This window comes from Pantoea folii (assembly GCF_056678875.1).
This window is the reverse complement of the sequence record NZ_JBWXON010000001.1, coordinates 546025-564529: the sequence shown is the minus strand read 5'-3', so window position 1 is coordinate 564529 and position 18505 is coordinate 546025. Positions and strand designations below refer to the sequence as shown.

Here is an 18505-nt window from a genome sequence, read left to right as displayed (position 1 = left end):
TCTTCAGCCTGACGTTCTGCGCAGTTGCCATAAAAACCACGGTGCACCGATAAATGCAGTCAACAGCCCGGCGGAGATCGGCCATGGCCAGGCGATGTTGCGCCCCAACCAGTCGGCAAGCACCATCAACAATCCTCCCATCAACGCGGCGGCGCACAGCTGATGACGTAGCAAATGGGCACCCAGCGCTCTGGCGCACTGCGGTGCCAGCAAACCGATAAAACTCAGCGGGCCGACCAGCAGTGTGCCCGCAGCAGTGAGTAATGCCGTGAGCAGCAGAATTAACAAATTCGTGCGGCGCAAGGCGATGCCCAATGACTGAGCGGTCGGCTGCCCTAATCCTAAAAGCGTTAACCAGCGTTGCATCATCAACGCCAGCGGACATAACACCATCGCAGCTACCATCGCACCGACGGCCATGCTTGCGTCTATGTTCGCGGTCGAGCCGGTACTCCAGTTCAACAGCATCAGGGCACGCGGGTCGCCACTTAGCATCAGTATCATATTCAGCGCGCTGGCGAGGCTGGTGAGGCTCAAACCAATCAGCACCATCTTCTGCGGGTTAAACCTACTGCGCGCGCCAAACAAAAACAGCAACAGCATGGCGAGCAGGCTGCCGACCACCGCAGCGGGTAACATAAACGTCAGGGGCCAGGAGGTGAACAACACGGTCAATAACACCGCGAGGGCCGCGCCGCTGCTGATGCCGGTCAGCTCCGGGCTCGCCATCGCATTACCGGTTAAGCGTTGAATTAGCACCCCCGCACACGCCAGCATCATCCCTGCACAGAGCGCACCGCTGATTCTCGGCCAGCGCCAGACCAGCAATTGCGAAGTGATTGCGCCTGGCGGTGTACGGTTGAACCAGAGAGACGCAGGCAGAATCAGCAGCAAAAGCAGTAACAGCATCCCCAGTTGACGCGTGTTGAAACGCGGGGTAGCGCTGAGCCGCGTTTGCCCGGTCGGCAGATGTGTGGCGCGTTGCCGCATCAGCAGTATCAATAATAACGGTGCGCTTAACAGTGCCGTCACGGCGCCTGATGGAATGTCGCCCGCCGCAGGGGAACAGCGTAATGCGAGCTGATCGACCAACAGCAGTAAGGTTGCACCGGAGAGCATGCTGGCAATCAGCTGCTGTGGGAAGCGGCGCAGGCCGCAGGCTTTAACCATCGCCGGGGCCGCCAGCCCGATAAAACTGATAATCCCCACCTGGCTGGTGATCATCGCACTCAGAAACACCGCCACGCCCAGCGCCATAAAGCGCACCTGCACGGTGGCCAGACCCAACGCACGGGCATTTTGCTCGGATAATCCCAGCACCGTCAGCGGCCTGACCAGCAGCAGGCTGGCGATCAGTGCACAAGCCAGCGTTACCGCCAATACCAGGCTGCTGCTCCAGCCGCTTTGCGCCAGTGTCCCGGCTTGCCAGCTAAACAGATCGCTGAGGTAATCGTGGTTGAACAGCACCAATAGTGTGTTCAGGGCGTTGCCGTACAGGCTGAGAACCATGCCAACCAGAATCACGCTCAGCGGTGCGAATCGGCGACCCGCGGTGAGCGCCATCAGGATCAAAATAGCCACCATCGATCCGATCAGCGCCAGCAGCGGCAAGCCGATGACCAGCAGGCCGGGCGCGAAAACCAGCGCTGCGGACATCGCCAGATTGGCACCGGCAGCCACGCCGAGCGTTCCCGGTTCAGCCAGCGGATTTTGCAGCACCTGCTGAAACAGCAAACCGGCCAACGCCAGGCCCGCGCCGCACAGCAGGCTGACAGCGATGCGCGGCAGAAAGCTTTGCTCAACCAGCAGCGATGATAGTGAGACGGGATAGCGTGCCAGCAACGTGGAGTAATTGACGGTGACCAGCGTGAGAGCCGCAATAAAAGCGGCGCATAGCAGCACCATGGCGCTCATCGGTTTCATGATGCGGTTTCCAGTACGCGAGTGATATCGTCCGCCAGCCCAAGCGCCGTCGCGAGGCTGCCAAACGGAAAGAAATGATCCAAACGGGTCACACGCCCTTGCGCCACCATCGGCAAGTGGTGCCATAAACCGTTCGGCTGCCGGGCGCGCATCAAACGTGTCATCGCCGTCGGTAATTCAGTGTAGAAAAGCCAGTCGCAGGGGAGATCGGCCAGTTCCTCTATGCGCACTCGCGCGACGTGCGCAGCGTTAACCGATTTCTGCCAGGCGTTTATCAAACCGAGCTGGCGTAACACCGCATCGGCCAGACTGCCGTTACCGTAAAGCGTTGCGTACTTACCATCCTGATCCAACACCATCACCAGTACGCGCGTGTGTTGAGGATTAATCAGGCGCTGGCGATAAGTGTCCATTGCCGTATCGACCTGTTGCAGCCACTTTGTCGCGTGGGGTGTAACCTTCAGACGTGCGCCCAGTTGCCCGGTCCAGTCATGCAGGGCTTGCCATAGATCACCTGACGTCGCAAACGCGGTGACGGTTTCTACCGGGGCGATGGTCGCCATTTTGGTCATAACGGCGGCGGGGAGTGCATCGCTGATAATTAGAGCAGGGCGCAGGGCCGCGAGCATTTCCAGATTGGGCTCCCAGAAAGGCCCGATATCCTGCACGCTGTCAGGTAACAGCGGGCGCGGAATGCGTTGGCGAAAATAGTGGCTATCGGATATCGCTAGCGGCGTGACGCCCAGGCTCAGCAGCGTTTCCGCTGCCGCCCAGTTGATCGCCACAATACGCTGGCGATCGGGAATGGCCTGGCTCGCACGTGCCGCGATGGGCAGCACGACGAGCATTTTCAGGCAGGTACGACGACTGATATTGAACATCAGAAGTTCAGCTTCAGCGAGCCTATAAAGGTGCGTTCCTGGCCTGGATAGCAGCTGGTATCGCCATCGCAGGTACCGACATAGTGATGATCAAACAGGTTCTGCACGTTGAATCCGACCTGAATATTTCTGTTCACCTGATATTTCACGCCCGCATCGACCAGGGTGAAGTTCTTTACCGGAATGGTGTTGGCGTTGTCGCCGTACATGCTGCCGATATAGCGCACGCCAGTGCTCAGCAACAGCCCATCAAACATGCCCTGATGGAAGCCGTAGTTCAGCCATGCCGATGCCATGTTTTTCGGCACGTTAGCCTGCTGCTTGCCCTGATCGCCATTGTTGCTTTTGCTGATCTCGGCATCGGTGTAGGTATAAGAAGCCAGCACGTCGAAGTTAGAGGTCAGCTGTGCCTGTGTTTGCCACTCGATGCCGCGTGAGCGCACTTCACCTGATGCCACCTGATAACCGGTGGCGAGCCCATCGACGATTTCATTGGTGAGCACGTTGGATTTGGTGATATCAAACGCGGCCAGTGTCATCAGCAGATTGCTGTCCGGCTGATATTTCACCCCAATCTCATACTGATGCGCCTTACTCGGATCGAAGGTGCGGTTATGGCTGTCGGTGCCGCTGTTGGGCACGAATGACTCGGCGTAGCTGATGTACGGCGCCAATCCGTTGCCAACCAGATAAGTTAATCCCGCACGCCCCGTCCAGGCATCTTTGTCCACCCACGAGCTGCTGCCACTGAGGTTGTTCTGCGTGCGCATGCTGATATCGTCATGACGACCACCGAGCGTCACCAGCCATTGATCGGTCAGGTGAATTTGATCCTGCATGTACACACCCAACTGGGCGGTGGTTTGATCGTTGTTATTCACGGCGTTGGTCGGGTCGGCAATATCCAGACCGTAAACCGGATGGGTGATGCTGAGCGCGGGCGCAACAGCGCTGAAGCGCTTGGCGTTGGCATCCAGCCAGCTGTAATCCACCCCGGCCAGCAGCGTATGTGCGACTGACGCCGTGTTGAAATCCATCTGCAACTGATTATCGATGTTGAAGGCTTTCATGTGCTCATCAAAACGAATGGCGTTGCGTGACACGGTGTTGGTGGTGAAGTCTGGATCGCCTGCAAGCAGGTTGTTCAGAATGGTATCGGTCTGACCATAACGCAGGTTCTGGCGGAACTTAATGCCCTCAGAAAGCTGCTGGCTGAACTCATAGCCCACGCTGTACTGCTCCTGGCGGAAGCGGTTGTAGTTGTAATCGCCTAAGAGCGTGTCGGTGGTTTTATTGCCCGGATTGGTCAGGACTGCCACGGTGCCACCGGAGGTATCGCGCAGGTAATCAGCGCGCAGCGTCAGACTGGTATCGGCGGAAGGAAGCCACGTTAAGGTGGGTGCGAGGTACAGGCGGTTATCTTCTACATGCGGGCCATCGCGATACTGGAACTGGGTATCGCTGTCACGTGCCAGACCGACCACGCGATACAGCCACTGACCTTCATCATCCAGTTTATCGCTCATATCAAACTGCGCCTGACGGCGATTGAAATTCCCCAACTGGACTTCCACTTCATGCACGCCGCGCGCGTCAGGCATTTTGCTGACGCGGTTCACGATCCCGCCAGCATCGCCGAGACCAAACAGGGTTGAAGAGGGGCCGCGTACAATATCAATGCGTTCCAGTGCATAAGGCTCGGTGCGGAAGTAGCTGTAACTGTTGTTGAGTTGGCGTAGACCATCACGGTAATCGTTGGTGGTCAGAGCATTGAAGCCGCGAATGTAGATCCAGTCATAACCTTTGGGATCGACACCGTAGGTTTCGGTTTTCACTCCCGGCACATAGCGCAACGCTTCGGTGACGCTTTGGACATTCTGGCGGTCCAATTGCTGACGCGTGATCACCGAGACTGACTGAGGCACTTCAAGCAGAGGTGTATCTGTTTTAGTGGCGCTGGTGGTTTGATCCGGTACGGCGGAAGAGTTGCTCGGGGTTTTGGTTACCGTCAGCGTATCTTCGCCTACTGTCGAAGGCGTGACGGAGACGGTGTCACCATTTTGCGTCCACTCCAGTCCACTTCCTGCCAAGAGTTGACCCAGCGCGCTGTTCAACGTCATCGAGCCTTTCACCGCCGGTGCAGTTTTATTAGCAAGGGATGCCGGTGCAGCAATCAGCTGCACGTTAGCCTGTCTGGCTAATTGGTTGAGTGAGGTCGCCAGTGGTTGCGAGGGCAGTGACAGTGACAGCGTTGCCGCGGCGAAAACGGCGGAAGCAGGCAAGGCCACCGCCAGCGCGACGGCAATATGCGAAGGTCGAAATGCACGTAAAACAGAAAAACCAGCCATTCAGGATCCCCAGAGATAAGATAAATAATAATCATTCTCTTCTGAAGACGGCGCGCAGGGTCAAACCCTGACGTCGATTTTAATTATTTTTTAACGTCATGCTGGTTGCGACCACAGTGGATTGATTTTTAATGCTTTTTATTTTCACCGGCAGAACGCGCGGCAATGCGTTAGCAAAGCTATCCACCCGATTGGTATCAAAACTGCCGCTGATGCGCAGTGCGGCAACAGCAGGCGAATTCAGCTTGAGCGAAACGTCGCCGTAGCGAGCAAACTCCGCCAGTGCCATATCCAGCCGCGTGTCATCCAGTACGATACGATCGTCGCGCCAGGCGGCGATGCGCTCGGCGGGCAGCGTGGAACGAGAAATCAGACGTCCCTGCGCATCGGTGAGCGACCGTTCCGAGGCGTGCAGCACACTGATATGGCGCTGAGCTTGAGGAATGTGCAGATGCTGCATTGCCCGCCACCAGCGGTTCTCCCAGTTGCCGCGTGGACCGACGCGCACCGCGCCTGAACGCACGGCGACATCGCTGCCTTCACCACTCATGGTATGCGGCAGGTAACGGACCCGGAATTCGGTGCCCACTACGGTTACGCGGGTTGGGCCGCTAAGCACCTCAAACGGTTGGTTCGGGTTGTGTGTGACCTGGAAGAAGACTTGCCCTTGCGGCATCTCCACTTCCCGGCGATTGGCAAAGTAGCGCACATTGAGCTGAGTACCGGCATCCAGTGACAACGTGGTGCCGTCGGGAAGTTGCACGGTGCGCATCTCGCCACGTCCGGTGTGCCAGCTTGCGCTGTAAATCGGCGGGGCGAAGGTGTTACGTAGCGGGAAGTAGAGCACGGCTGCCAGTAACAGCAGCGCACAGGTCGCTACTATCGAACGCCACCCGATACGGCGTGCTGGCGCGGGGCGCAGATGCGCAACGGCAGCGGCAGGAATAGCCGCCGTCTGTTGCCACAGCCCGCCCAAATCCTCGTATTCTGCCCGATGGGTAGGCGTTTGCAGCCAGCGTTCGAAAGCCTGCTGCTCCTCTCGCGTCATGCCCTCTTGCTGACGGAGTAGCCAGTGAATCGCCTGTTCGGCAATTGTCTGCTCATCATGACGCGTCATCGTGCCTTCCCTGTCGATTGTTCATCACGCCAGCTGTCGCGGCTGGCACGGCAGGCCAGCATGGCGCGAATGATGTGTTTTTCCACCATGTTGGTTGAAATTCCCATGCTCGCAGCCACTTCGCTTTGCGACTGCCCCTCAATTCGATGACGGATAAAAGCCTCCCGACAGCGCGGCGGCAGGGTCTCAATGGCAGCCACAATATGGTCGATATATTGTTGGTTCTCAAGGCGATTGTCCGGTTGCTCGTAGCCGGGTGCCAGTAACTCATCGGTGTCAGTATCTTGCGAGGGATCATACTGTTTCTGCAGGCGATAGCGGTCGACCAAAAGATTTCTGGCGATATGGTAGAGCAATCCGCGGTGCGAGGAAATCTGTTCCGGGGCAGCCAGCGCGCGGCTGAATGTCTCCTGGGTCAATTCTTCCGCGAGGTGTTTATCCCGCAGTTTACCGCTCAAAAAGCGGAACAGTTCCGTGTAGTAACGCTCAAACGCTGACAAGATGGATTCCCAACAACCGCACAGTGCTGCATGCATGAAAGAGTGGCAGGCTGTATTTGAATGAAAATCGTTATCGTTATCAAGATGGGATGAGTGGAAAAGGTAAAAAAAGCGTTGTTGAGGAAGATTATGGGCGCGATAGGGTGCTGAGTGTGGAATTAAAAGTCGGGTAGGTGACGAGCCGTATCCATCTGTTGATGTAAAATTCGGGCAATAAATATTCCGGAAGGATTGGCAGTATAAAAATGGTATGTGACTGGAAAACAATACGTTTCACATCCTGCACGCGCGGGTAATCCTGTCCCATCTCAGGCATCTTTGACAATGTTTCAAGGAACTCATCCAATGCATCGGTGTAGCGATCGGCTTGGGCTTCACCAAATTTGAGCAAGGTATAATCATAGATATTGGCAAAGTCACTGTCGGCAAGTTTGGACAGTTTATACACGATGAAGCTTCTTCCTTTCCGCAGCGATCTCACGCAGTGAACGCGGGCTTTCGCCACTTTCTAACCCTTCAACAACGGCATTTCGGACAACTTGATCATGTGATTCCTGTTGTTCCAGCAGCCGTAAAGCCGAACGCATCACTTCACTGGCTGATCCATAGCGCCCTGAATCAACCATGCGCGAGATGAAGTTATCGAGTTGTTCGCCTACGCTAACCGACGTTATTTTTCTCATTGAACTCACCGTGTATTAACTGTTAATACAAAAGAACATAGTTTGCTCAAGTCTTCATCGCCAGTCAAATCGACCTCGTCCTTATGGAATGTGCCACGCAACAGTATGTTTTGCTCAGCCCCTTAACCTTCACTCAACAACTATAATATTCCCAGACGGTCTGCCCGGTATGGGCACACAGATCATGCTGGCTGTTCCCCTTGCTCACTATCATTGGTGCTTTTGCAGAAGGATAACTCATGCGTACTTTTCTGGTGGCGTTGTGCGTCTCGTTGAGTGTTTTGACCTTCCCGGCCCTGGCGGCTGGCACACTCAGTGATGGATGGGAATGGCTGAAGCAGGACGTGTCACAAACCTGGGAGCAGCCACAATATTACGACCTCTATTTGCCGTTCATCAGCTGGCATGCCCGTTTCGCTTATGACAAAGACAAAACCGATAACTACAACGAGTCGCCATGGGGCGGTGGCTTTGGTGTGTCCCGCTACAACGAGGACGGTGACTGGAGCGCGCTGTATGCGATGGCCTTTAAGGATTCGCATAACATGTGGCAGCCGATTATCGGTTACGGCTGGGAGAAAGGCTGGTATCTCGATGAGGCACGCGATGTGCGTTTAGGGTTGGGGCTGACGGCGGGCATCACCGCGCGTGACGATTTCGCCAACTACGTGCCACTGCCGATTGTCCTGCCGCTGTTCTCCGCAGGCTATAAAAATCTCAACGTGCAGTTCACCTATATTCCGGGTAGCTACAACAACGGCAATGTGCTGTTTGCCTGGTTCCGCTATGGCTTCTGACAGGGTGCAGCGTTCACCCACGCTTAAGTGGCTGAAGAGAATCGCCCTGGGCGTGGTTTCTTTGCTGATCATGTTTTTGCTGATTCGCGGCTATCAGTCTGAGCAGGGTGCACCGCTGCATCGCTGGCATACCTGGGCGGCTGACGAAATGACAGTGGATCAAATAGATCACGCCACCTTCGCCGATTATCTGGCGCAGGAAAATGTGATCTTCCAGCAGATGAATCACAACGTCACGGACCAACTGAGCGATGAAGAGAAAACCTCGCTAAACCGCTATTACGCGCAAAGCCCGGTCTATCCGGCAGGATTTGACACCGACTGGAATCGTTCGTTTGTACTGAAACCCATGGGTGAAATTAAAGGCGCTGTGGTGCTACTGCACGGCCTAACGGATTCGCCTTACAGCATGCGTTATCTGGCACAGGCCTATCAGCAACAAGGCTATGTTGCGGTAGTACCGAGATTACCCGGCCACGGCACCGCGCCGGGATCGTTAACCAAAGTTGACTGGAAAATGTGGCTGGCCGCGACGCGTCTGGCCGTGCGTGAAGCCACCCGGATAGCGGGAACCCAGGTCCCGTTGCATCTGGTGGGCTACTCCAACGGCGGCGCGCTGGCGATGAAGTATGTGCTTGATAGCCAACAGGATCAGGCGCTGCGTAAACCACAACAGGTGGTGTTGTTGTCACCGATGATTGGCGTGACGGCATACGCCCGTTTTGCGGGGTTAGCGGGATGGCCAGCGGTGTTCCCGGTGTTTGCTAAAGCGGCGTGGCTGAATATCGTGCCGGAATACAACCCGTTTAAATACAATTCATTCCCGGTACGAGCGGCGCGTCAGTCCTGGCTGTTAACCCAGGCGTTGCAGGAACAGATTGTGCAACTCGCCCGCGATGGCGAAATACGTGGCTTACCCCCGCTGATGACGTTCCAGTCGATCCTCGATTCCACTGTCAGTACCCGCGCGGTGGTGAATGCGCTGTACCGTTACCTGCCGGACAACGGCAGTCAGTTAGTGATTTTCGATATCAACCAGGCGGCCAACTTACGCGCGCTGTTCCGGCCTGCACTGTATTCAGCGGTCAACGACTTACTGCCTGCCGCGCCGCGTCATTACGCCACAACGGTGATCACTAACGCGTCGCCCACCACTTATGACGTGGTCGCCCGCATCACGCCCGCCGATCAAACCAACGAAGTGACGCGTCCGCTGCATCTGGCGTGGCCGCAGGATATGTATTCCTTGTCGCATATCGCTGTCCCATTCCCTCTCACAGATTCGCTGTATGGCCGCGAACCCACCGAGAAAAATCTTTATGGCATCAGCCTCGGCATCATCTCACTGCGCGGAGAAACCGCCAGCCTCACCGTGGGACTCGACACCTTGATGCGTAATACCTCCAATCCGTTTTTCACTTATATGATGGCGCAAATAAATGCACGAATTGCCTGCGGTCAGCAGCCGGATCTGCAGCAGTGCCTTAAAGAGTGATGACTTTTTTCAGCAGCCCGTTGGCAAGAATCAGTCGGGCCAGCAACACCGAGAGCACAAAGGTCAGCACAATCAGCGTGAGTTTAGTGGCCAGCGAGTTAATCGGGATCAACGCGGTGACGATGTGAAACACCGAGTAATGCATGATGTACACCCCGGTCATGGTTTTACTCACCGTGGCCAGCAGCGTCTCTTTGAGGGCGACATGGCGGCGGAAACGCACGCCGCTGGCGGCTAATACCAGTGCGACCACCAACAGGTAAATTTGTGAACCGGTGAGGAGGAAGGCATTGCGGTCGGCTTTAAACAACGCGAAGAAGAAGTGCTGCTCGTACAACCAGGTGAACAGATAGATAAAGGGCAGGGCGCAGGTGGCGACGAGGGCGACTCTTCTCCGATTCAGCCAGTCGGCAATCACTGGTTCACACATTAGTTGGCCGGTGAGGTAAAACAGCAGCCAGGTCCAGATACGGTATTGCGGCGCGAGGCTAAATACTCGCACCTCGGGATAGAGCACTGAGAGCAAATCGTAACCATAGGAAAACAACAACAGGGCACCGACCAGCGCGCAAAACGTCAGGCGATGCAGGCTAAGCCAGCTGAGCAGCGGATTAAAGCTGTAGATCACGATAAACGAGAACACAAACCACGGCTGAATCAGGTAACCGCGCTGATAAGGTTCCCACAGATAGTAAATCGTCATCCAGAAGAGGAAGACGATCACCACATTGCGGATCTTGTTGAGCTGCCAGCGTAAATCCTGCTCGGTATGGCTATCCATAATGCCCGCCACCACAAAAAACAGTGGGGTGGCAATGGTGGAGATAAATGTCAGGAACGCCAGAATCCAGTGGTAATCATAATCGTAGCGATCCCAGGTGTTATACAGCGTAAAAAAGGTCACTGCCGCCATGCAGCCGAGTGTCTTAATGACATTCAGCCCGGTGGCGTTCATGCTGACGTCGCTTTCTCAGCGCGGTGGAAGCAGGCATAAATCACCGGCAGAACCAGTAGCGTCAGTATCGTTGCGAAGCCCAGCCCAAACATAATCACCACCGCCATGCTCTGGAAAAACACATCGCGTAGCAGCGGTGCCAGGCCTAACACCGTGGTGAACGCGGTCAGCAGGATGGGGCGCAAGCGCGACGTGGCGGCATACAGAATCGCGTCATGCTGCGCTTTGTCCTGCTTCTGTTGCTCAATCTCTTCCACCAGCACAATGCCGTTACGGATCAGCATGCCGCTCAGGCTCAGCAAGCCAATCAGCGCCATAAAGCCAAACGGTATGCCGGTGAGTAAAAAGCCAGGCGTCACGCCGATCAACGCCAAAGGCACTGTCAGCCAGATCGCCACCGCATTTTTCAGTGAGCTAAACATCAGCACGGTAATCACAAACATCACCAGATAGCCCAACGGCAACGTGGTGAACACGCCTTGCTGCGCTTCGCTGGAGTTTTCGGCATCGCCGCCCCATTCAATGCTGTAGCCGTGCGGCAGTGTTAGCTGATCAATTTGCGGTCGTACGCGAGACAGAATATCACCGGAAGTGTCGCTGCTCAGTGGACTGGGGTCGGTCATCACCGTCAGCACGCGACTGCGATCGCGCCGCAGAATTAATGGATCTTCCCATTCAAGATTAAAGCCACTCACTACATTACTCAGCGGAATGTAATGCTGCTGGCTTTGGCTCCACACCAGCACATTGTTCAGATGGTTGGCATCCTGGCGTTCACTGGCGGGCGGACGCACCACCACCGGCAGCAAGTCTGCACCTTCACGGTATAAACCCACGCGGCTGCCGGTGAAATTCATTTGCAACGCGTTATCGATCTCCTGTTTATCCACACCCAGCTCGCGGCCCAGCGCCGGATTAAACTGTGGACGGATGACCTTGCTGCGGTTTTGCCAGTCATTGCGCACGCTGTCGGTGGCGGGATCCTGCGCGAGAATATCACCCACTTCGCTGGCAATCAGTCGCATGCGGTCGGGATCGGGGCCTTTGATACGCACCTCAATGGCGCTTCCGCCGGAAGGACCAAACATCACCCGCTTGGTGCTGGCATTCACCTGCGGATACTGGCGGGCAATATAGTCATCCACGCGGCGTGACAGCGCGGCGATGTTACGCTGATCGTCCATGCGCACCATGATTTGCGCGTAATTGCTGTATTGACGCTGTCCATTGTAAGTAAGGATAAAACGCATGCTGCCCTGGCCGACGGTGGTGACCGTAGACACCACGCCTTGCTGCCCGGTGATCGACTTTTCAATATCGCTGGCCATTTGCTCGGTGGCCTTGATGTCTGTGCCGTAAGGCAGCCACAAATCGACAAAGAAGATCGGCGTATTGGACGAGGGGAAGAAGTTTTGTCTTACGCCACCAAAGCCCCAGATCGCCAGTGCCAGCAGGACGGCCATCACTGAAAGCGTGAGGGTTTTCTGCTGTAGCAGCGCGTTGAGCGTGCGTTGGTAGATCCGGTAGAAACCGCCATCGTACGGCGAGGCTTCAGCGGCGAGCGTTGCCGCGCTGTTCTTTTTAAACAGCCACCATTTGATTAACACCGGCGTGATGGTGAGCGCCGAGAACCAACTCAACATCAGCGAAATCAGCAACACCTGGAACAGCGATTTGCAGTACTCACCGGTGGAATCCTGCGACAACCCAATCGGCGCAAACGCCAGTATTGCGATAATCGTGGCCCCTAACAGCGGGAAGGCCGAGCGCCGGATAACAAAGTTGATCGCCGAGGTACGCGATGAGCCTTGCTGACGTGCAATCAATACCCCTTCGACGATCACAATCGCGTTATCCACCAGCATGCTGAGGGCAATAATCAGTGCTCCCAGTGAAATACGCTGTAGCTCAATGCCCCACAGATACATGATTAGCAGGGTGCCCAGCACGTTCAGCGCCAGCGAGAGCGCAATAATGATGCCGCTGCGTACGCCCATAAAGATCAGCAGTACACCCACCACAATCGCCAGCGCCATCAGGAAGTTGGTGATAAAGCCGTTGACGGAGTGCGCCACTTCCGCAGCCTGATCGTAAAACGTATTGATTTGGATACCGGCTGGTTTTTCTGCCGACATCTGCTGCAGTTTGGCTTCCAGCGCACGCCCCACATCAATCACGTTGACGCCAGGGATAAAGGAGACGCCCATGGTGACCGCCGGGCGGCCGTTGGCGTGATAGATGCTGGAAGGGGATTCGCTCAACCCGCGAGACAGCGTAGCGATGTCGCGCAAGCGGGTGGTGGCAGTGTCGCCAACGGGGCTGATAAGCAGATCGCTCAGCTCATCGATATTTTCAAATTCCCCGGTAGGATGCAGACGAATCGATTCGGAGCCGGATTTGATCTCTCCTGCGCTGGAAACCACGTTCAGGCGGCTCAGTGCGGCGGAGAGTTGTGCTGGCGTGATGCCGCGCGCCGCCATTTTTGTCAGCGAAACATCGACATCAATTTGCTGCGGGATGGCGCCGCCAATAGCCACCTTGCCCACGCCGGGCACCAGCACCAGTTCCCGCCGCAGCTGTTCAGCGTATTGCACTAATTCAGGATTGCTGAAGTTGTCACCGGAAATGGCGAAGAAGAAGCCGAACACGTCGCCAAAATCATCGTTAACGAAAGGCGCCGCCACGCCGGGCGGGAAGAAGCGTGACGCATCACCGACGCGCCGCCGCAGCTCATCCCAGATTTGTGGCAGTTCGTTAGAGTGATAGCGCGACGCAATATTCACCGTAATTTGCGACAGGCCGTTGGAGGAGATGGAACTGACGCTGTCCAGATAGGGCAACTGCTGCAGGGCATTTTCCAGCGGCAGCGTCACCTCTTCTTCCACCTGCTGTGCGGACGCGCCAGGGTATTGTGTGACCACCACGGCGGTTTTAATGGTAAAAGCGGGGTCTTCCAGGCGACCAATATTCAGCAGGGCAAAAATACCCCCCAGCCCTAACAGCAATATCGCCAGCCAGACGCGAATCGGGTTATCAATAAACTGTTTGGAGATGTCCATTACAGCCCTCGCTCACGCGTCCAGATGCGTACCGGCTGTTGCGCATGTAACTCATTGACGCCTGCTGCGACCACGCGTTCACCGGCTTTCAGTCCATCGATGATCACCACGCCCTGGTTTGTGACTTCGCCGACAGTGACCTTACGATCTTCCAGCTTCAGCTGATCGCCGATGCCCTGCACCACCCAGACATGAGGCTCGTTGCGCTGGTGGCTGTCGGGGTTAAACACCGCTTCTACCGGCACAACCAGCGCTGCATGATTAACATTGGTGGGAAGATTGGCCAGATTGATGGTAACAGTTCCACTGACACCCCCCACAGCCGGAAAATCGGCAGGGCGCGGCATGGTTAAGATCACCTGCCAGGTCAGTGTGTTGCTGCTACTGCTGCCGGTGTGCTCTTTGTATTCAGCCTGAAATTCGCGATCTGGCAGCGTGTTAATGCGCACCAACGGGCGGTACGTCATGTTGCGGATATCCAGGGCGGTGAACAGGTTTTCCGGCACGTTAAACACCACATCAAGCAGGTCGGTGCGCGTTAACGTGGCGATGGTCTGGCCCGCCGCAATCACCTGATGATTACGCACATTGACCGTCGCCGCGGTGCCGCTAAAAGGCGCGGTTAAGGTCATCTGGCTTAACTCTTCACGGGCAATTTGCAAGGCCGCGTTGGCGGCATCGCGGTTCGCGCGCTGCACGTCCATTTCGGCCTGAGAAATCGCCTGGCGCCCGGCCAGCGTCTGGAAGCGTGCAAACTGTCGCTGGGCTAACGTAGCGGCAGTCTGGCGTTCGTTAACGCGCTGCTGCGCCTCACGTGCCACCAGTCTGGCGATCACTTGTCCCTGTGTCACATTGTTGCCCTGGCGAATCTCCAGGGCGTCGATCTGTCCACCCCGTTTAAAGGAGAGGTCTGTGGAATCACCCGATTCAATGCGTGCGGGGAAGATGCGTTGCTGAGCCTCACCGGAAGCCACTACCTCAACCACTTTCACCATGCGCGGCAAAGGAGTAACTTCCGTTTTTTTTTGATCGCAACCTGTTGTTATCAATATAACAATGGCGATCAGCGGAAAATAACGCGTCACGAGCTTGTCCTCAATCAGCAATATTGAATTAATTATTGGCGTTATTATTAGCGAGGTTCTTATTCGCCGAGCATTGAAACGACGGCGTAGGTAAATAACCCCACGGCAGAACAGGTTACAATAGCGATAACCACATAAAGACTCAGGCGCAGCAGACTATAGTCCGGCATCGTTACCTCCATTAACAGTGGGCGAAATAGAGTCATCTCACTGCGGACGGATAGGAGTGACGGTTAAGGTTTATTTGTTAAGCATGAGCATAGCTGTGTATATCCAAAAATGTAAAGTTTGATAAACGCAATAACTTTATCGCAAATCATGGAATTTAAGTCTGATTTGTTTGATTTAAACAGAGCTTTAAACCACGTTAACAACATAAACGCAAAGTGTGGCTTTTCTCGCCATTTCATTAACATAGGGGCGGGTTAATTTATTTTCGTTAAAAACGGCTTATTTATCTTTGGTTTAAAATTACGCTAAAAATTGTTTTTTGATTACGGATGACTTTCCTCATAAAAGCAGAGTGAGTTGAATAGCCTGTGCTACGTTTATAACGTTCATTTCTCTTGTCAAAGTTTGTCGTATAGATTATTTCCCTGCTCAATTTCTTTGAGCAGCCATTAATGACATGTCTTTCAGTTATAAACGGGACTCACCTCAGGCAGTGCGTGGATGTTTGTCTTTGTATTTGAAGTGGATCTGTTAATAACGCGATGTCACCGCCTTGATTTCCGAAACAGGATTTGAGGAGAAAGCGATGAATACTGCTAAATCGGAAAGGTCGTACTATCAGCTTTCTGTCGATGAAACCTTGAGCCAGACAGAGAGTTCACTCGAAGGTATCTCGGGTAGTGAAGCAACAGCACGCTTACAACAGTACGGTGAAAATGCCCTGCCACAAAAACCGGGCAAGCCAGCATGGCTGCGCTTCCTCGCCCATTTTAACGATGTGCTGATTTACGTGTTACTCGCTGCCGCGCTGCTGACGGCAGTGATGGGCCATTGGGTCGATACACTGGTCATTCTCGGTGTGGCAGTGGTCAACGCGTTGATTGGTCATATCCAGGAGAGTAACGCGGAAAAATCCCTGCAAAGCATACGCAATATGCTCTCCAGTGAAACGGTGGTGATCCGCGCGGGTAACCATGAAACCCTGCCGACCACCGCGCTGGTGCCGGGTGATGTGGTGGTGATCCGCGCCGGGGATCGTATTCCTGCCGACCTGCGCGTGATCGAAGCCCACAATCTGCGCGTCGAAGAGGCGATACTCACCGGGGAATCCACGGTGGTGGAGAAAACCACCGATGCGCTTGCGGGCGAACTTCCGTTAGGCGACCGCACCAATTTACTGTTTTCGGGAACAACGGTCAGTTCCGGTGGCGGTAAAGGGCTGGTCGTCGCCACGGGCGGAGAGACCGAACTGGGGCACATCAATCAGATGATGTCCGATATCGAAAAACACCGCACGCCGCTGCTGGTGCAAATGGACAAGTTAGGGAAAGCCATCTTCCTGATTATCCTCGCGATGATGGCGGCACTGTTTGTCTTCAGTCTGCTGTTCCGCGATATGCCGGTCTCTGAACTGATGCTGTCATTGATCAGTCTGGCGGTGGCGTCTGTTCCTGAAGGCTTACCCGCCATTATCTCCATCATTCTCTCCCTTGGCGTGCAGACTATGGCGAAGCAGCAGGCGATCATTCGCAAGCTGCCGACGGTGGAAACGCTGGGTGCAATGACGGTGATCTGCTCGGATAAAACCGGCACGCTGACCATGAATGAGATGACGGTTAAAGCGGTGATCACCGCCGACCATATCTATCGGGTAGACGGTGACAGCTATGAACCGGTTGGCGCCATTCATAAAGCGGATGACGCCATACCGATTACCGTCACGGGCGGGTCCTTGCTCGAACAGTATCTGCGCACCATCGATCTGTGTAATGACAGTCAATTGATTAAGGATGAGAGCGGCTTCTGGAAGATCACCGGAGGGCCGACAGAAGGTGCGCTCAAGGTACTGGCCGCCAAAGGGCAGTTGCCGGTGGTCACCACCGAGTTACGCAGTAAAATTCCGTTTGATTCGCAATACAAATATATGTCGACGTTGTACCGCATTGGTGACGAAGAGCGCGTGCTGATCACCGGCGCGCCGGATGTGCTGTTCCGGCTTTGTCAGCAGCAGCAAACCGAGCACGGCCTGCAACCGCTCGATATCAGCTGGTGGGAAGGCAAGATTGAAGAGTATGCGCGCGAAGGCTTGCGCATGGTGGCGGCAGCCTGGAAACCGGCGTTACCGGGACAAACTGAACTCACCCATCAGGATCTGCAACAGGGCGTGATTCTGCTCGGCATTGCCGGAATGATGGACCCGCCGCGCCCTGAAGCCATCACCGCGATTCGTGACTGTCTGCAAGCCGGCATACGCGTCAAAATGATCACCGGAGACCACCCGCAAACCGCGATGAGCATTGGGCAGATGCTGGGGATTGGCAATGCAGACTCAGCCATCACCGGGCGTGAACTGGAAGTGATGGACGATCACCAGTTGAGTGATGCCGCGCAGGCCTACGACATCTTTGCCCGCACCAGTCCGGAGGATAAATTCCGTCTGGTTCAGGCGTTGCAGAGTAAGCAAGAGGTAGTCGGTATGACCGGGGACGGCGTGAACGATGCGCCCGCCCTGAAGCGCGCCGATGTCGGTATCGCGATGGGCATTAAAGGCACCGAAGTGACCAAGGAAGCCGCCGATATGGTGCTCACGGATGATAACTTCGCCACCATTGCCAGCGCAGTAAGGGAAGGGCGCCGGGTTTATGACAACCTGAAAAAAACCATCCTGTTTATTATGCCCACCAACCTCGCACAGGGGTTGTTGATCATCATCGCCCTGCTGGCGGGGAATCTCATTCCGCTCACGCCGGTACTGATTCTGTGGATGAACATGGCGACGTCGGCCACGCTGTCGTTTGGTCTGGCATTTGAAGAGGGTGAAAAAAACATCATGCGCCGACCGCCGCGCGATCCCAAACTGCATGTGATGGATGGGTTCGCTATCTGGCGCGTGGTGTTTGTTGGCTCAATGATTGCGATAAGTGCGTTTGTGCTGGAAGCCTGGCTGCAGCCGCGTGGCTATTCCCCTGAGTTTATCCGCACCGTGCTGTTGCAGACGCTGGTTACCGCGCAGTGGTTCTATATGCTCAACTGCCGTGTGTCGGACGGCTTCTCACTGAGCAAAGGGCTGCTGATGAACAAAGGGATCTGGATCGTCAGCGCGGTGCTGCTGGTGCTGCAACTGCTGATCATCTACGCGCCATTTATGCAGCTGCTATTCGGTACCACTGGACTGCCATTCCGTTATTGGGTGATCACCTTCATCATCGGTTTCGTGATGTTCCTGATTGTAGAAGTTGAGAAACCGCTCACCCGCCGATTCAGAACGGCTTGAGTCTGCTGCCGCCCGTCACGCTGGTGTCAGCGAGGCGGGCGGTGTTTAAGACGATACATGTTGATTTCGGGCCAAAAGATGGGATTTAAACGTTGCAGGACATTTGCTGTCATCAAGTCAGAGAGGAAAGTGTCGCACGGGCTCGACAACCTTCACCGGTTTCTTTCTCTTTGGTTTTGTCGCCCTGCACAGTGCTGGCATAGCTGCCTTAGATTTT

13 protein-coding genes are annotated in these 18505 nt (G+C 55.2%); 3 read left to right on the top strand and 10 right to left on the bottom strand.

The features are described 5' to 3' along the window. Positions 1-3: 3 nt before the first annotated feature. The 7 genes from fhuB to AC1MDE_RS02710 all read right to left on the bottom strand — a co-directional run bounded on the left by fhuB (position 4) and on the right by AC1MDE_RS02710 (position 7452). Positions 4-1923 carry a Fe(3+)-hydroxamate ABC transporter permease FhuB gene (gene fhuB / locus AC1MDE_RS02740; RefSeq protein WP_480344204.1) on the bottom strand — a complete coding sequence of 640 codons (1920 nt, stop codon included), beginning with the start codon at positions 1921-1923 and terminating at the stop codon, positions 4-6. Continuing rightward, positions 1920-2804 carry an ABC transporter substrate-binding protein gene (locus tag AC1MDE_RS02735; protein ID WP_479399968.1) on the bottom strand — a complete coding sequence of 295 codons (885 nt, stop codon included), beginning with the start codon at positions 2802-2804 and terminating at the stop codon, positions 1920-1922. The genes fhuB and AC1MDE_RS02735 overlap by 4 nt, the downstream gene beginning before the upstream one ends. Then, the gene (locus tag AC1MDE_RS02730) at positions 2804-5152 is read right to left on the bottom strand and encodes a TonB-dependent siderophore receptor (protein ID WP_058960757.1); all 2349 of its coding nucleotides are present in this window, start codon (positions 5150-5152) and stop codon (positions 2804-2806) included. The genes AC1MDE_RS02735 and AC1MDE_RS02730 overlap by 1 nt, the downstream gene beginning before the upstream one ends. Positions 5153-5231: 79 nt before the next feature. After that, a complete protein-coding gene (locus tag AC1MDE_RS02725) occupies positions 5232-6269 on the bottom strand; it encodes a FecR family protein (protein ID WP_058960756.1) in 1038 nt (345 codons plus the stop codon). Beyond that, complete coding sequence (locus AC1MDE_RS02720) at positions 6266-6769, bottom strand: RNA polymerase sigma factor (protein WP_058960788.1); 504 nt, start codon at positions 6767-6769, stop codon at positions 6266-6268. Before AC1MDE_RS02720 ends, AC1MDE_RS02725 begins: the two co-directional genes overlap by 4 nt. Positions 6770-6896: 127 nt before the next feature. Beyond that, positions 6897-7217: a type II toxin-antitoxin system RelE/ParE family toxin gene (locus AC1MDE_RS02715; RefSeq protein ID WP_480344203.1), complete on the bottom strand. Its 321-nt coding sequence runs from the start codon at positions 7215-7217 to the stop codon at positions 6897-6899. After that, on the bottom strand, positions 7210-7452 hold the full coding sequence (locus tag AC1MDE_RS02710; protein WP_034822508.1) for a type II toxin-antitoxin system ParD family antitoxin: 243 nt from the start codon (positions 7450-7452) through the stop codon (positions 7210-7212). The genes AC1MDE_RS02715 and AC1MDE_RS02710 overlap by 8 nt, the downstream gene beginning before the upstream one ends. Before the next feature lie 239 nt (positions 7453-7691). Between AC1MDE_RS02710 and pagP the strand changes: the two genes are divergently transcribed. Both pagP and AC1MDE_RS02700 read left to right on the top strand, forming a co-directional pair. Further along, positions 7692-8249 (top strand): lipid IV(A) palmitoyltransferase PagP, encoded by a 558-nt coding sequence (pagP, locus tag AC1MDE_RS02705; protein WP_058960755.1) that lies wholly within the window; start codon positions 7692-7694, stop codon positions 8247-8249. Continuing rightward, positions 8239-9744: an alpha/beta hydrolase gene (locus AC1MDE_RS02700; protein WP_480344200.1), complete on the top strand. Its 1506-nt coding sequence runs from the start codon at positions 8239-8241 to the stop codon at positions 9742-9744. The genes pagP and AC1MDE_RS02700 overlap by 11 nt, the downstream gene beginning before the upstream one ends. On the opposite strand, the gene AC1MDE_RS02695 is transcribed toward AC1MDE_RS02700, so the two are convergent. The 3 genes from AC1MDE_RS02695 to AC1MDE_RS02685 are packed head-to-tail and all read right to left on the bottom strand — an operon-like array spanning position 9734 to position 14843. Beyond that, positions 9734-10699: an acyltransferase gene (locus tag AC1MDE_RS02695; protein WP_479399970.1), complete on the bottom strand. Its 966-nt coding sequence runs from the start codon at positions 10697-10699 to the stop codon at positions 9734-9736. The two genes, AC1MDE_RS02700 and AC1MDE_RS02695, sit on opposite strands and share 11 nt — an antisense overlap. Continuing rightward, the gene (locus AC1MDE_RS02690) at positions 10696-13758 is read right to left on the bottom strand and encodes an efflux RND transporter permease subunit (RefSeq protein WP_480344199.1); all 3063 of its coding nucleotides are present in this window, start codon (positions 13756-13758) and stop codon (positions 10696-10698) included. Before AC1MDE_RS02690 ends, AC1MDE_RS02695 begins: the two co-directional genes overlap by 4 nt. Beyond that, positions 13758-14843: an efflux RND transporter periplasmic adaptor subunit gene (locus AC1MDE_RS02685; RefSeq protein ID WP_480344198.1), complete on the bottom strand. Its 1086-nt coding sequence runs from the start codon at positions 14841-14843 to the stop codon at positions 13758-13760. Before AC1MDE_RS02685 ends, AC1MDE_RS02690 begins: the two co-directional genes overlap by 1 nt. A 757-nt stretch (positions 14844-15600) precedes the next feature. On the opposite strand from AC1MDE_RS02685, the gene AC1MDE_RS02680 reads away from it, so the two are divergent. After that, positions 15601-18288 carry a cation-transporting P-type ATPase gene (locus tag AC1MDE_RS02680; protein ID WP_479403054.1) on the top strand — a complete coding sequence of 896 codons (2688 nt, stop codon included), beginning with the start codon at positions 15601-15603 and terminating at the stop codon, positions 18286-18288. Positions 18289-18505: the final 217 nt, after the last annotated feature.